This window comes from Alteromonas sp. KUL42, from assembly GCF_006538325.1.
In the GTDB taxonomy this organism is placed as follows: domain Bacteria; phylum Pseudomonadota; class Gammaproteobacteria; order Enterobacterales; family Alteromonadaceae; genus Alteromonas.
The window spans coordinates 127,314-142,612 of the sequence record NZ_BJKK01000001.1; the positions used below are offsets into that span (position 1 = coordinate 127,314).

Annotated in this window: 13 protein-coding genes and 3 pseudogenes; 4 read left to right on the plus strand and 12 right to left on the minus strand. The window is 42.2% G+C overall.

Features of this window, described 5'->3' with window-relative positions:
• Positions 1 to 23 precede the first annotated feature (23 nt).
• The gene (gene rsmI, locus EYR97_RS00520) at positions 24 to 860 is read left to right on the plus strand and encodes a 16S rRNA (cytidine(1402)-2'-O)-methyltransferase (protein ID WP_131091904.1); all 837 of its coding nucleotides are present in this window, start codon (positions 24 to 26) and stop codon (positions 858 to 860) included.
• Positions 861 to 1,140: 280 nt separating this feature from the next.
• On the opposite strand, the gene nspC is transcribed toward rsmI, so the two are convergent.
• The 4 genes and pseudogenes from nspC to EYR97_RS00540 all read right to left on the minus strand — a co-directional run bounded on the left by nspC (position 1,141) and on the right by EYR97_RS00540 (position 5,340).
• Positions 1,141 to 2,271, minus strand: a complete 1,131-nt coding sequence (gene nspC / locus EYR97_RS00525) for a carboxynorspermidine decarboxylase (RefSeq protein ID WP_131092313.1) — start codon at positions 2,269 to 2,271, stop codon at positions 1,141 to 1,143.
• A 140-nt stretch (positions 2,272 to 2,411) separates the two neighbouring features.
• Positions 2,412 to 3,613, minus strand: a pseudogene (locus tag EYR97_RS00530) (saccharopine dehydrogenase family protein).
• Positions 3,614 to 3,824: 211 nt separating this feature from the next.
• Positions 3,825 to 4,235 (minus strand): hypothetical protein, encoded by a 411-nt coding sequence (locus EYR97_RS00535; RefSeq protein ID WP_131091905.1) that lies wholly within the window; start codon positions 4,233 to 4,235, stop codon positions 3,825 to 3,827.
• A 214-nt stretch (positions 4,236 to 4,449) separates the two neighbouring features.
• Positions 4,450 to 5,340: a 1-aminocyclopropane-1-carboxylate deaminase/D-cysteine desulfhydrase gene (locus tag EYR97_RS00540; RefSeq protein ID WP_242634858.1), complete on the minus strand. Its 891-nt coding sequence runs from the start codon at positions 5,338 to 5,340 to the stop codon at positions 4,450 to 4,452.
• 172 nt (positions 5,341 to 5,512) lie between these two features.
• Between EYR97_RS00540 and EYR97_RS00545 the strand changes: the two genes are divergently transcribed.
• Both EYR97_RS00545 and EYR97_RS00550 read left to right on the plus strand, forming a co-directional pair.
• Positions 5,513 to 5,983: a chalcone isomerase family protein gene (locus EYR97_RS00545; protein ID WP_242634823.1), complete on the plus strand. Its 471-nt coding sequence runs from the start codon at positions 5,513 to 5,515 to the stop codon at positions 5,981 to 5,983.
• Positions 5,984 to 6,114: 131 nt separating this feature from the next.
• Entirely contained in the window at positions 6,115 to 6,666 is a 552-nt protein-coding gene (locus EYR97_RS00550) for a DUF3833 domain-containing protein (RefSeq protein WP_131091906.1), read from the plus strand.
• Between the two features lie 31 nt (positions 6,667 to 6,697).
• Here the strand turns inward: EYR97_RS00550 and EYR97_RS22640 are convergent.
• From EYR97_RS22640 to aceK, 3 genes and pseudogenes are all read right to left on the minus strand, one after another.
• Positions 6,698 to 8,099 (minus strand): annotated as a pseudogene (locus EYR97_RS22640) (sensor histidine kinase).
• The gene (locus tag EYR97_RS00560) at positions 8,096 to 8,776 is read right to left on the minus strand and encodes a response regulator transcription factor (protein ID WP_131091907.1); all 681 of its coding nucleotides are present in this window, start codon (positions 8,774 to 8,776) and stop codon (positions 8,096 to 8,098) included. The pseudogene EYR97_RS22640 and the gene EYR97_RS00560 overlap by 4 nt, the downstream one beginning before the upstream one ends.
• Positions 8,777 to 8,979: 203 nt before the next feature.
• Positions 8,980 to 10,743: a bifunctional isocitrate dehydrogenase kinase/phosphatase gene (aceK, locus tag EYR97_RS00565; RefSeq protein WP_131091908.1), complete on the minus strand. Its 1,764-nt coding sequence runs from the start codon at positions 10,741 to 10,743 to the stop codon at positions 8,980 to 8,982.
• Between the two features lie 179 nt (positions 10,744 to 10,922).
• Here aceK and EYR97_RS00570 point away from each other — a divergent pair, with 179 nt between their 5' ends.
• Positions 10,923 to 11,321 (plus strand): response regulator, encoded by a 399-nt coding sequence (locus tag EYR97_RS00570; RefSeq protein WP_131091909.1) that lies wholly within the window; start codon positions 10,923 to 10,925, stop codon positions 11,319 to 11,321.
• 137 nt (positions 11,322 to 11,458) lie between these two features.
• On the opposite strand, the pseudogene arsB reads toward EYR97_RS00570, so the two are convergent.
• The 5 genes and pseudogenes from arsB to EYR97_RS00595 form a co-directional block, all read right to left on the minus strand.
• A pseudogene (gene arsB / locus EYR97_RS00575) lies at positions 11,459 to 12,476 on the minus strand (ACR3 family arsenite efflux transporter).
• Positions 12,477 to 12,944 (minus strand): arsenate reductase ArsC, encoded by a 468-nt coding sequence (locus EYR97_RS00580; RefSeq protein WP_131091910.1) that lies wholly within the window; start codon positions 12,942 to 12,944, stop codon positions 12,477 to 12,479.
• A gap of 120 nt (positions 12,945 to 13,064) precedes the next feature.
• A complete protein-coding gene (locus EYR97_RS00585; protein WP_131091911.1) occupies positions 13,065 to 13,397 on the minus strand; it encodes a metalloregulator ArsR/SmtB family transcription factor in 333 nt (110 codons plus the stop codon).
• Between the two features lie 231 nt (positions 13,398 to 13,628).
• A complete protein-coding gene (locus tag EYR97_RS00590; RefSeq protein WP_242634826.1) occupies positions 13,629 to 14,249 on the minus strand; it encodes a protein tyrosine phosphatase family protein in 621 nt (206 codons plus the stop codon).
• Positions 14,250 to 14,343: 94 nt separating this feature from the next.
• The gene (locus EYR97_RS00595; protein ID WP_131091912.1) at positions 14,344 to 15,129 is read right to left on the minus strand and encodes a hypothetical protein; all 786 of its coding nucleotides are present in this window, start codon (positions 15,127 to 15,129) and stop codon (positions 14,344 to 14,346) included.
• Positions 15,130 to 15,299 lie beyond the last annotated feature (170 nt).

Consider the following 15,299-nt stretch of genomic DNA (forward strand, 5'->3'; position numbering starts at 1 on the left):
TTTAACCAGATCTAGTAACTTATATGACTGACATTGCCACGCTATATATAGTTCCAACGCCTATCGGCAACTTAAATGACATGACGGCGCGGGCCATCGAAATATTAAGTGAAGTGAGTTGGATTGCTGCGGAAGATACCCGTCACAGCGCGCGATTATTGCAACACTTTAATATTAAAACCAAAACCTTGTCGTTGCATGAGCACAATGAAGATAAGCGCGCAGCGATGTTATGTGAGCGATTAAAGTCGGGCGAGGCGGTTGCATTGATAAGTGATGCCGGCACCCCTTTAATTAGCGACCCGGGTTTTGTATTGGTAAGACGGTGCCGCGAACAAGGGATCCCAGTTAGTGCATTACCCGGCCCTTGTGCAGCAATCACTGCATTAAGTGCCTCAGGGTTACCTACAGATAAATTCATTTTTGAAGGCTTTTTACCGGTGAAAACACAGGCCCGTGAAGGTGTTCTTACCGAGCTACTAGACCGTACTTTTACCACCGTATTTTATGAAGCCCCCCGTCGTATTCTCGATACGGTAAAAGACATACAGCGCGTATTAGGTGAACGTTCAATTGTTGTTGCCAAAGAGCTTACCAAAACCTTTGAGACTTACGTTAGCGGTACACCACAAGATGTTATTACTTACTTAGAGGCAGATGCTACACATCAAAAAGGTGAGTTCGTGGTAATGATTGGGCCAGCACTTGTCGATGAACAAGCCTTGCCAAGTGAAGCTATGTCATTATTAATGACACTGTGTGATCATATGCCACTTAAGAAAGCGGCAGCTGTAGTGGCTGAACACTATGGCTTGAAGAAAAATGCGTTATATCAAGCAGGGCTTGATGCGAAGGGATGAGTAAAAAAGGCTGACTAGAAAGGGCTTACTAGAAAGGGCTAAGCAGAAAGAGCTGAGTAGTAGCCAAATATATGGAACTGATGTAAAAGCTTAAACGCAAAAAACTCAAACCGAACATAAAACAAACCCGCTGAGTAAGCGTGTTTGTTTTATGTACAAGCTTTTATGTCTAAGTGCGTATTCCTAATACCAGTGAGCATAGAAGTTTACCTACTCTGAGAGTGTAGACTTCCATGCGGATTGGTATAAGTTAACCGGTTTTAATAAACGAGATTATTCCTTAAGACAAACGGCCTTTAAAGTCTTCATAGGTAAATGCACGTACAAGTTCAAATTCACCGTTTGTACGTAAGATACCAATACCAGGGTGTTCAACACCGTTGAAAAACGTCGTTTTAACCATGGTGTAGTGCATCATATCTTCAAACTGTAAGCGATCGCCAATTTGTAGTGGCTTATCAAAAGAATAGGTGTCGATTACGTCACCCGCTAAACAAGAGTTACCACCTAGTTTAACATCATGAGCTTTCTCACCGGGTAAACCCGCATCGAGTATTGTTGGGCGATAGGGCATCTCAAGTACATCAGGCATGTGCGCCGTTGCTGAAATGTCCAAAATAGCAATGTCACCTTCGTTGTTGACCATATCCACCACTTCACAAATAAGTGGACCTGTTTGCCATGCTACCGCCGAGCCTGGTTCAAGGATAACGTCAAGATGAGGGTAGCGTGCCTTAAAGTTCTTCAGGGTAGTAATTAGGTGTTCGACGTCATAGCCTTCACGAGTCATTAGGTGTCCACCACCTAAATTCAACCATTTAAGCTGTCCTAACCATTTGCCAAAACGCTTTTCAATAGCCTCAAGTGTACGCGCTGTCGCAAACGAATCACACTCACACAGGTTGTGACAATGGAAGCCTTCTATACCGGTCAAATCAACATTTTCTAATTCGCTTGCACGAATACCTAAACGAGAGCCTGGTGCGGCCGGGTCGTAAAGCGGTGTATCTGCTTCTTGATGTTCCGGGTTAATACGTAAACCCAGAGATACCTTTGCAAGGGTATCTTTGTGGGTCTGCCATTGGGTTAGGCTGTTAAAAGAAAGGTGGTTAACCAACTCAGCTAGTGCTTTTGCGTCATCTACTTTATAAGCCGGTGAATAGGCATGTACTTCTTTACCCATTTCTGCGGCGAGCTTGGCTTCCCAAACTGAACTTGCCGTTGCACCTTGAAGGTATTGTTTGATGATGTCGAAACAAGACCACATCGAAAAACCTTTCAACGCCAAGATAATGCGTGCGCCAGATTCGTCTTGAACCCGTTTCATTAATTCAAGGTTGCGAATAAGTTTAGCTTCTTCCAGCACATAACATGGAGAAGGGATATCAGTGCGTTGGGTTAAATCGGTCAATGCAGTAAAGCTCCAATTAGATTTCTGTTTTGTATCTAAAACGTCATTTTGCGCTAAGTCTTTTCGTGCTAAATAGCGCGGCGCAAACAAGAATGCTGCGTTAATAAAAAAAGGCGCTTTTAAAGCGCCCTAGACAGTTATTACTTTGTGAAGGGGCTCGCTTCACATTCTAGTACATGCCATGGTAGACCATGCTCATTTAGCATGTCCATGAATGGATCTGGATCGAATTGTTCCATATTCCAAACACCGGCTTCTTTCCAAGTACCATTAAGCATAAGAGCTGCACCAATCATTGCTGGAACACCTGTTGTGTATGACACTGCTTGCGCGCCAACTTCTTCATTACATTTGGCGTGATCGCAGTTGTTGTAAATAAAGATAGTTTTTCTTTGCCGTCTTTAATACCAGTAATGTATGTACCAATACATGTCATACCGCTATATCCTTCAGCTAAAGAACCTGGGTTAGGAAGTACGGCTTTAAGAAATTCAAGAGGGACAATTTGTTGACCCTGGAATTCTACCGGTTGAATACTTGTCATACCAATGCCTTCAAGTACGCGAAGGTGGTTCAGGTAAGCATCGCCAAATGTCATCCAAAAACGAGCGCGTTTAAGTGTCGGGAAGTGCTTAACGATAGATTCTAACTCTTCGTGGAACATCAAGTAAGAAGCGCGTACACCAATATTTTGATAGTCTAAGTCTTCACGAACGCTTAATGGATCAGTTTCTTTCCACTCGCCATTTTCCCAGAAGCGACCACGTTGTGTAATTTCACGGATGTTGATCTCAGGGTTGAAGTTGGTAGCAAAAGCTTGACCGTGATCACCACCATTACAATCTACGATATCTAGGTAGTGAATCTCATCAAAATAGTGCTTAGCAGCATAAGCGGTATACACATTCGTCACACCCGGGTCGAAGCCGCTGCCTAGCAGTGCCATGATGCCCGCGTCTTTAAATTTGTCTTGGTACGCCCACTGCCATGAGTATTCGAATTTCGCTTCGTCTTTTGGCTCGTAGTTAGCGGTATCGAGGTAGTCAGTATTTGTAGCAAGGCACGCATCCATAATTGGAAGGTCTTGATAAGGAAGCGCTAGGTTAATCACCAAGTCTGGTTTTACTTCGTTAATAAGTGCTTCAACTGCTTTCGCATCGTCAGCATCAACAGCGAATACGCCTTTTACGCGATCTGCACCTACTTCTTGTTGCAGTGCTTCACACTTAGATACCGTGCGGCTTGCTAAATAAATTTCGTCGAAATGTTGAGGTAAACGTGCACACTTTTTCACGGTTACCGACGCAACACCGCCAGCACCAATAATTAAAACGCGAGACATAATAACCAATCCCTAATTTGCTAATGAATTTTGGGCTGAATGCTAGCAGACCAAACTAATTTGGCAAGCAAAGTCAGCGTGTGAAAGTACAAAAAATTTTAATCGTGATAACCAATCAGAGCAGCTGTTAATAGCTGTACCCGCTTCTAGCTAAGTAATCTTGAGCGCAACAAGCACAAATAGAGACATGCTCTAGAGTTGTAGCATTCCACTAACGTGAAATGGCATCAATTGGCGGCGAAATCACAACCTTATCATCAACCCTATAATATGGGTATAGCAACAAGCGTTCTTCTTGGTCTGGTGTTGATGTCGCCACTGCAATCGCATTAATTTTCTTACTGTCTTGCGTGTTAATTGTAGCTGCATAAACAATTACACTATAGCTTAGGCGATCTGTGGTGGCGTCGATAACTCGCCACTGCAATTGCTCTATGAGCTGAGATTCGGTTTTTCTTTCGAGAGATTCATCACTAAATACGCAGCCAATGCGTCCATCGTCAAAAATGGCGGCAAATGGGTAAAGAACATCGTTAAGAGGAAGCATTAACTCGCACAAGTTAAGTGCTCGCGTTACAAGTTTATTCAAGGGTAATGGCAATGTAACTGGTCGGTCGATCATAGTATCTATCCTTAAGTTAGCGTTGCTTTAGACTCTATAAATTTTTACGCATACACTTTCACAATAGTTTAATAATTGAAAAATAAACAGGTGGAATTTTTGGTGAGCTGGCAGTGAGAGCTCACTCTTTTAAAGTTTCAGCTTTTCAGTGTTATTAGAAACACAACAAATATAAATATAGCGATAAAAGAGAGTAGCTAAAGTACTTTGCAAATTAGTTTTTTCGAGCGCCTTGTAGGCCACCTGTGTGCACAATAACAATCTTAGTACCCGGCGCAAAAAAGCCCTCATTTAGCATATTTTTTAGGGCCCAAAACACCTTACCTGAATACACTGGCTCAATCTTAAATGGCATAGTTTGGATGAATTCTTCGCAGAAGGTGGCCAGTGTAGCAGGCACTTTCGCATAGCCTCCGCAGTGATAGTTGTGGTTAATAGTCCAATTGTCCATCTGATGCGGAAGAAACTGTGAAACTAGTGACTCTAAATACCCTTGCCCTTTCAAAACGCCAATACCTATCGCAGTTTGTTTTTCGCTCAATGCGCTGGTAATACCGGCAAGTGTCGCGCCACTGGCCACGGGAGCCATAATGACGTCAAAGGGAGTAGTTATCTCATGCACTAGTTCTTGTACGCCTAACAGTGCAGCGTGCTGGCTACCTCCCTCTGGAATAATAGTGGCGTGAGGGTGCTTAATTTGGAGTGCCGCTAGATAATGTTCATCGTTGCGCTTTTGGTAGGTTAGGCGATTAACATAGTCAATCTGAGTATTCCAACGTACGAGATCGCAAATCATCGGAGTGGGCGCTGCGCTGTAATCCCCCCTAATGATGGCTGTAAACTTAATATTAAGCGTGTAACACACAAATCCCAAAGCGTGTAGATGATTGGAAAATCCACCACCAAAACTAATGACTTCTGCAATCTTATTACTGCGCAGAGCATACGCTAATTTTCGCCACTTATTTCCTGAGATAACAGGGTGAATCATATCATCTCGTTTGACCCACATAGATACACTTTCAGCACCATGCCAAGAAGGGCAAAAGGGTATTAAAGGAGAGGGAAGTGTTAGTGATTTTTCAAGTACTTCAAGAGAGTTCAAAGGGGGAGCCGCTGTTTTTTGATCAATTGTTTTCACCGCAAAGTATAACCAGTATATGTGCTAAACAACATGGGTACTTTTAAACATGAGTACTTTTAACAAGGTGGAATGAAAGGTGATAAAGATCTTTTCGACTTTTTTTATCATGATGTTGATAGGAACTAACAGCAGTATGGCAGATGATGATATTCCTATTGAAGTAAGACAGCACGTGCCGAATGCGAGTCTTGTCGGTGAAGGTATGTTTACGTTTTATTTTTGGGATGTATATCGCGCATCCCTTTATGCACCTAATAGAAATTATGATCACGCAAAACCTTTTGCATTGCGTTTAACTTATCAGCGGGAGCTGGAAGGTAAGAAGATAGCGCAGCGTTCTATCGATGAAATGAAAAAGCAAGGCTCCTTGTCCAATGACGTGGCTGAAACCTGGTTGTCTAAAATGGAAAGCATATTCCCCGATGTTTCCGAAGGTGATGTTTTAACTGGTATTGCTATCAACAAAGAGGAGACCCAGTTTTATTTCAATGGTGAGTACATTGATGCGGTCCAAGATAGCGACTTTACGTCTCGTTTTTTTGATATCTGGCTTGGTAATAAAACCTCAGAACCTAAATTCCGAAAGCTATTGTTGGGTAATTAAATAATGAAGTAGCGCTTGGGAGTGTTTGACGGTTTGGTTTGTTCTCGCCAGCCGGTAGGCGCTGATTGGCTTCAAACACCGTTTCAAAACGAGCGTCAAAACTAACGTGAAAACTAAAGTGAGAGAAAGTTATGAACAAAATTAAAAAGACAGTATCGGCTACTATTGTCGCGATTCTAGGTATGTTGGGTACTGTGGGTTGTTCGGTTTCCGTTGACGGCAACGATTACCAAGCTGTATCTCCGCGCTTTGACTTATTCCAGTTCTTTGATGGCAACGTTAAAGCGTGGGGCATCGTACAAAACCGTTCAGGTGATGTCGTACAACGTTTTGTGGTTGATATTGCCGGTACTGTGAACAACGACACGTTAACCTTAGATGAAACCTTTGATTACGGTGTAGGAGAGGGGCCCACTTCGCGCACATGGACCATTGTTAAACAAGGCGACAATACGTTTAAAGGCAGTGCAACCGATATCCCCGGTCCTGCTACAGGTACGTCTTACGGCAACGCATTTAATTTTCACTATCAAATGACATTGCCCGTTGATGACACAAGCTACGATGTAACCTTTGATGATTGGTTTTGGGCATTTGATGATTCAACAATGATGAATCGCTCTTACATTCGAAAGTTTGGAATTGTCGTGGCAGAAGTGACGATATTTATGCAAAAACAGTAATGTTTGTTTAGTACCGCGGAGGTTATTCCTTTTATTTCCTCAAACTACACACCACACCAAGTCCATGACCTTGCATTAAAGGGTCATGGACGAACCACAATTGACCATTGTGCAATTTGATAATGGCTGACACGAGTGACAAACCCAACCCGTTGCCTTTGCTGGTTCGACTTCTATCAGCGCGGTAAAATCGCCTGTCTAAATTAACAATATCTTCCTCACTTACGCCAATACCGTTGTCACGCACAGCAATCGTGATATGCGTAGTAGTTTCGCTAAGTTCCATTTCAACGCGACCACCATCTTTTGAATATTTAATCGCATTATCGAGAATGTTAGCAATCGCCTGAAACAGTAAGTTTGGATCGGCTTGCATTACAATCGGCGCCAATTCACTACTTAAGTGAATATCCCGTTCTTCTGCAAGTGGTTGATAAAGCTCGATAACATCCAAGGCAATGGCGTTTAACTCACACTGAGTAAAACCTTCTTTTTGTTTGGTCGTTTCAATACCGCTGATACGCAATAAGCTATTGAACATGTTGAGAAGATTGTCTGCTTCTTGCGTGGTTTCTTCTCGAAGCTGCGGGTCGTCTATTTTCTCAAGTGTATTGCGCAAGCGTGAAAGCGGCGTTCTTAGGTCATGAGCAATACTGTCGGTGACTGATTTTATATTGTTTACAGAGTCTTCGATGGTATCGAGCATATGATTAAAAACAAAAGACAAACTGCTTAAATCATCCCAACTGCTGTCTATTTCTAGCCTTTCCTCTAAATTTCCGGTTTTTATTATTTTATCTGCCGTTTGCGACATGCGATTAATGCGATTCACCACATAGGCGGCCACAACAAAACTTAAAATACTTAACAGGCAAAGTAATACTACAATGATCCAGCTGAAGGTTTTTTGCAAACCATTGCGCACTATAGAGCGAGCCAATGCCACGGCCTACGTATAACGTATATTCACCCAGTTCAACGACTTCCAGTAAGGCTTGTTCCAGTGTTTCACTTTCATTTTGTTGAGAAAGCGTGATTGAAAGCGAAAACGTTTTAAATTGGCCTTCATCGTGATGCTCTTTAATTTGCGGAACCTCGGTGAGATTTCCTGCAATAACCTCATCCTTGTTACTAAGTACAATAAAGGCCCGAAGGGGCGGGGGCTGCGCAGATTTATTTTGAGCAGTATCATCTGCGGTTAATCGTTCACTGTTAATAATATCGATAACAGTTTCGATCCCTGCACTGTGATAGACACCTGCTAGTGCTTGGGTTTTTGCGTTAACCGCAGCATAGGATTCTGCCACATAGATATCTGTGTTGTTCAGTCGCCAAAAGTAAATAATTAAAACAATTGCCAAACCTGCTAAGGTCGTAAGCAGTGCGCCTACGCGAAAACTCGAACTTCGCGTAAAGTCGCGAATGGCTATCATGCTACGTCATCCGCAATCCGATACCCTGTGCCTCTGACTGTTTCAATAAGTGGAACATTAAAGGCTTTATCTACTTTCTGGCGCAATCGACTGATGTGCACATCAATAACGTTGGTCTGCGGGTCGAAGTGATAGTTCCACACCTGCTCAAGTAGCATGCTACGCGTAACTACTTTGCCTTTGTGCCTCAGTAAGCACTCTAGGAGTTGAAACTCTTTTGACTGAAGGTCTATTTCTGTCTCGCCTCGCATTACTTTTCGGTTAACCAAATCAAGGGTTAAGTCGCCTACTTTGATCAATGTTTTGTCGTCACTATCGCGATTTCGGCCTGCAAGCCCCTCAACACGCGCAAGAAGTTCTTCAAATGCAAAAGGTTTGGTTAAATAGTCGTTTGCACCTGTTCGCAATCCTCTGACTTTATCTTCAACTTGGCTTTTTGCACTGAGTAATAGCACCGGGGTGTGATTGCCCGAATCTCTTAATTTTTCAAGAACGGTAAAGCCATCTAGTTCAGGTAGCATTACATCAAGGATAACGGCATCAAGCTCTTGTGAAACAGCCTCGCGATAACCTGCTGCGCCATCTCCCACGGTTATGCATTGATGTCCTTCTCCTAATAACGAATCGGCTATGTATGAGGCAACTTTTGGATCATCTTCTACTAGTAAAACTTTCATTGTCACACTTCTTTTGGCTATTTAACGGGTTACTTCCATAACGTAATTGAATATCAACACTGACATACTCATGTTAATTGGTTCACAAATGCTTAAATGCACTAACACTAATAAGCATGTTTTTTATACGTATTGGATATGGGCACGCGATCACATTTGGCCTTTAATGCTTTATGTCTAATTTAGGCAAAGGTGAGCATACTTTAGTTACTCGTCTCGTTACCTGATTCAGGTAACGCAACTCTTTCAAAGCGCATGTTAGGGTTGTAAGGCGTAAAGTGTTGGACATCGCCACGCTCGCACTTACGCTGTACCTCGTGCCAATACTCCGGTGTCATTAAGTCGCCGTGTAATTCTTTCAAAATGTCTTTGAATTTTCTCTTACCTACAATGAAATGTTCAAATTGTTCTGGAAACACGTCGTTGGGCGCCACGGACAATGTATCTATTGCGTAAGGGTCATCTGATTTAGGCAGCGCTCTGAAATTGCGTTCATTCATTAAACATATTTCATCGTAATCGTAGAAGATAACGCGGCCGTGGCGTGTAATGCCGAAATTTTTGTGCAGCATATCGCCAGGGAAAATGTTTGCCATGGCAATTTGTTTAATACAAAGTCCCAATTCATCAAGTGCCCGTGTGATCTTTTCTTCGTCGGTTTCTTCTTGTAGGAACAAGTTAAGGGGCGTCATTTTGCGCTCGATATACATGTGCTTAATGATGAGTTCACTTTCTGTGAACTCCAAACTTGAAGCACACGTGTCTTTTAATTCCTCGATTAGTTCAGGTTCAATTCTATCTAGAGGGAATCTGAAATTGACGTATTCGTGGGTGTCCGCCATTCTGCCAACACGGTCCGACATCTTGACCAGCTTATAGCACTCTTTAACATGCTCACGGGTAATTTTCTTACTTTCTGCGAACTCGTCTTTGATGATTTTGAATACGACGCCATAAGAGGGGAGGTGAAAAACCATCATCACTAAGCCACGTATACCAGGTGCAGCTTCGAATTTGTCGTCAGAAGCGTCCATATGCTGAAGGAAGTTGCGGTAGAAGACAGTTTTACCGTGTTTGTAATGTCCAAGCGCCATGTACAACTCAAAGTGCTTTTTATTGGGGAGGAGTTCTTGTAAGAAGGCTGCAACTTCTGCTGGATTTTGCGTGTCAGCCATAAAGTAGCTTCTTGCAAAACCAAAGATAACACTGAGATCTTTGCGGTCGGTCAATAGCGCGTCAACAAACATGTGAGGTTCATTGTAACGACGCATGGCAATAACAAATGGCAGTGTTTCATCAGGCATGCAAATACGGCCAATTAAATACGCTGCTTTTCCTCGAAAGAATGTTGGTTTTAAGATCTCTACAGCTTGTACACTTGCTAATTGCTCTTTGTTGAGCCTTGCGCGCAAGGCCGCTTCTAAGTTTTGTAAATCCCGTTCGAAATTCTCAAAAGGTATGTTGTAACGATAGATTTTGAAAATCGACTCATACATTTCGCGAACGGTAGTGGTGGTGTCAAAACTGTGAATGACTTTGTGTCTGTCTTGGCCGGGTAAGTAACAACGACTGGGTAAAACGAACATCATGTCGTTTTCAATTCGGCGGTGCTTAAATAATCGCCCTATGACAGAGTTGTAAAAGGTTTCCGCTAATTCAAATTGTGGATGACCTTCGAGTTGAACCGCAAAGGTTTTTTTGAGCTCCTGCCAAAATAAATCGTCCTTTTGACGTACTTCGGTAAGGTGGTAAATCTCTGCAACCGCATCAGATAAACTTTGCTCGTATATGGTAATACGTTCTTTGGAAGCAAGCTGTGTTTCTTTCCAATTCCCTCTTTCAAAGCGTTCTTGGGCACCGCGAGTGATGCGCGTAAACCATCGGTAGCTTTTGTCAAAGTGTGACAAAACCTGATAAGCGACTTTTTTTATTAGCTGTGTATCGTTTGGTGCGATTGCATCGTTCATAGGGTTAATTCCTTTATTCTATGGACGTTATATCTACCACAAAACAGGTACTAACGTGAGATAAGATTATAGAACTTAACGATTAAGCTGCCAGAGAGTGGCAGTTTTTTTGATTTTATTATACTTTTGATTAATGTATTCTCTTGAATGACTAATATTCAGTATTTAGCGTGGAATTGATGAGTTTTAACATTCTTATTTGTGATGATTCAGCACTGGCACGAAAAATGGCGCGTCGAAATCTACCCGATGGATTCGCGGAAAGTATCTATGAAGTGTCAAATGGTATGGATGCATTAGAGGTGTTAGCCCATCACACCATTGACCTTGTATTACTTGATTTGACTATGCCTATTTTAGGTGGCATCGATGTGCTCAGTGAAATTAAACGCAGGCAGTTGAAAACCTTTGTCATTGTGGTTTCAGGTGATATTCAACCTATGATGCGAGAAAAAGTGATGTCGCTTGGCGCACTAAGTTTTATTGAAAAGCCGATTAAAAAAGAGTTGCTTACTTCAGTATTGCGTCGATTTGGTTTTATTCTCCCCGAAACACAGCAAAGCGCATTGGCTGGGTAAAAGTGCGTTGGCTGGCAAAAAGTGTTTTAACTGGATAGAGACCAAAATCTATTATTCTCAAAAAAAGGGTAATCGTCTATTGATTACCCTTTTTTATTTGTCGAGTTATAACGTTATGTGATGCAGATTGGTTTAAATTATTCCGCAAACCAATGACGAGTTTTGTTAGCAAACCAAACCAGTGACAACATGACGGGCACCTCAACAAGTACGCCGACTACTGTGGCCAATGCTGCACCGCTGTGTAAACCAAACAAAGATATAGCAACCGCAACTGCCAATTCAAAAAAGTTAGAAGTGCCAATCATACAAGCGGGAGCGGCAACATTGTGCGGTAGTTTTAGGCGTTTGGCTACAAAATAAGCCAGCGCAAAAATGCCGTAAGTTTGAATAAGTAACGGAATGGCAATTAACAGAATATCTTGTGGTTGAGATAAAATCGTATTCGCTTGTAAGCCGAATAGAATAACGATAGTTAACAGTAAACCCAATACAGAGAAGGGTTTAAATTTATCAACTAAAGCGGTAACGGCATGACTTCCGTTTTTTCTCGATGTGCTTTCGTGTGATATACCCCGCTAATAAAGGTAAAACCACGTAAAGTACGACAGATAGTAAAAGTGTGTCCCATGGCACAGTAATATTGGTGACACCCAGTAACATTGCTGTTATCGGGGCAAACGCCACTACCATGATCAAATCGTTAATTGATACCTGTACCAATGTGTAGTTAGCATCACCTTTTGTTAGGTGACTCCAAACGAAGACCATGGCGGTACAAGGTGCTACGCCCAGTAAAATCATACCGGCAATGTACTCGGTTGCTGTCTGTGGGTCGACCCAATCAGCAAATATAAAACGGAAGAATAGCCAGCCAAGCAGCGCCATGGTAAACGGCTTAATAAGCCAATTGATGATTAATGTAAGTACAAGCCCTTTGGGTTTTGCCCCAACATGTTTCAGTGAACTAAAGTCAATTTGTACCATCATCGGGTAAATCATTAACCAAATGAGTAAGGCGACTATCAAATTGACATGGGCATATTCTATGGCTGCAATTGCTTCAAATACACTGGGAAAAACATAACCTAGCCCAACGCCAGCGGCAATACATAAACCAACCCAAACTGATAAGTATCTTTCGAAGAATCCCATTTACTGTGCTCCTAGCGCAATAAGTGCCTTTTTTAGCGTTTCTTTTGTGTGTGTTTGTTCGGCTATTTCTGCAAGTGCGAGCACTCGCTTTTCAATAATATCCATGGTTTGATTAAACGCTGATGCTTTCTCGCTGTCAGTGCCCTCGAGTTTAGATGGGTCTTCTAATCCCCAGTGCACTTTCAGAGATTGACCAAAGTAAATTGGACATGACTCACCCGCTGCAGAGTCACAAACTGTCACTACAAGATCTGGCGAATACGCTTCAAACTCATCCCATGATTGGCTTTTAAGTCCTTCAGTCTTATATCCCCGTTCGCCAAGATACTTCAAAGAAAGTGGGTGAACTTCACCCACGGGTTGGCTTCCAGCACTGCGCGCGTTCAAATTACCTTGCGACGCATTAGTAATAGCTTCGCAAAGAATACTCCTACAGCGGTTGTGGGTGCATATATAGAGAATTTTCATAAGAGACCTTTGATAATTTGTGATTATAACAACCTGAAGTTAAATGTTTGTTTTCTCTGTTTTTATGTAACTAGGTAATACGATAAATCAGCAACCTTTAATAAAGGCTAGCAATAGGGGCTAACAACTACTGCATTTTAGGTTATCCAGTGACTCACTAATGTAGTCAGTGTTACTTGATGCTGTTTGCTCAATGATGGTCTTTGCCCAATTAGGTAAAGTAGGATGTAGTCGGTAATAAACCCATTTCCCTCTGCGCGTATCTTGTACTAACCCACACTTACGCAAATCGGCTAGATGACGAGAAATTTTGGGCTGACTGATCTGTAAGGCATCGGTGAGATCGCACACGCATAGCTCTTCTTTGATGCTCAGCATCAGTAAAGTTTTTAATCGCGTGTCCTCTGACAAACACTTGAAAAATGCCAGTGGTGACAGTGAAGACTTTGACATATTATATCACATATGAAATTTCGTATGTGTTGCATGGTATATGAAATTCCATATGTGTCAAATCATATATTTTTGCCCGACGAGCAGGTGCTGAGCACGCTGGGCTGGTGGCAGCCTGCGGCTAATTTGGAATTTTTCGTGGCTTATATACCTTATCAATGCGGTACGCAGGTGTTGCTTGAACGTGTATTGAAGCTTTTTCAGTCTCTGCTACAGTCAGTTAGCTTACTTTTAGGATTCTAAAGGTGCAGGGGCAAAAGACATGCTAACAGAGGTTCCCTGTAATGCGTTGTAGTGAGCGACAACTTCACTCATAAAGGCATGCCATGTAGGGTTGGGGTGCCAAATGGCCATTAAATCTTGTTTTGCTTTTTCTTCACTTTCACCCAATATCGCAACGCGATAAAGGTAGGTAAATGAAGCGCCTCGCCAATTGAGTTTACAATGAGTAAGTACTTTTTCGTCAGTAGCGTCCACGCGCTGCATAAAAGCGGCGTAGTTCAAAAAATTAGCCAGTGTTGGAGCCTCCCAATCAACCGGCACGTTAAAATACTCAAGGTTAAGCTGAGCCGTAGCTAAAATTTCATTAACGCGATTTCCAGGAATAAGGTCAACTACATGGGTTACGCCTTCTTCTTTCAGCGCTTTTAGTTGCTGTGCACTGGGTAAGCCTGAAGAAAATAGGTAAGCATTATTTCTTTGTAAATTAGTCAAGTTGGCCAATGTATCTGCTGCAGTGTCTTGTTCTGCGTTATTGTGTACAGAGGGATCGGCCAAAGCGGCACCGCTAAGCGAGTGATATACAAAGAGACTCATAATGGCGACAACAGTCAGCAGCTTAATTTGATTCATTGTTAGTTAACCTTTTTTTATGTTTGCCAAATATGTTTACCAATTGCGCCACGTACTTCGCATTTTGCAGCGTCATCGGCGTTCAATTTATACCTCAATAATCTCTCTGGCAAGACAAGGGCTGACTAGAGCGTGTTGCATTGGCTGATTTCAATGGCGAAAATTTTTGTTTGTATTTTTTGCTTAACCAAATGGAGGCTGGCACTCCAATTAGGCTGGGTACAATCCAGCTAGCAATTTGCAATGTAGGTATACCTTCAAATAAGGTTCTGCCACCAAATGCGAAGAAGGCAGTATATGCGCCAATACCCGACGCAATAATGTGGCCAATATGCTCTAACACCCACTTACCTTGCTTAACTTCTTTTTGTAGAGCATAGCGAATAATACCAATGGCATTGAGTACTGCGATGGGAGCGAATATGCAGGTTAGCGTAATGTGATATTTAATACCTTGATACAAAGATACTGAGGCAACCACAAAGAGTAATACAGGTAGCCATAAATAGCGTATAGAACGCATTTGGTTTATGTCGCTTTTTATTACAAGCACTTGTTGCGCATGACGAACGTTGTTCCAAACTAAAAGGCTGAGCATAAGTAAGAACAGATATTGACCGCGCAAGTAAGCAACAAAGTAGCCAACGGATTCGAAATGAGCAGGCATTGTGGGGTAAATAACAAGTGGAGCAAACAAAACAATGGTTGAACTAATCACGCCACTAATAGAGGTAAATTGCATTGCTTTTATATAGTAGTTACCTATTTGTTTGTGAAGCTTGCCACCTTTAGCAGCAAAGCATGGCACCCAAAATAGTAAGAGTGACAGGGCGCCAGCAATAATATGGCCGTATACCAATAAACTGTGAATGGTTTGCATCGAATATCTCCAAGAGTACATAGCTGAACGTTAATTGCACTCATTGTGTCTATTCCTCTTGTTGTGAAATAGTGCCAAAAGTAACCGTATAAAAAGTGACTTTTGGCCTATGCGTAAATGAATAATATAAGTAACAATAGGAAGGTCCAAAAGCCTTAGGGCTTGCATAC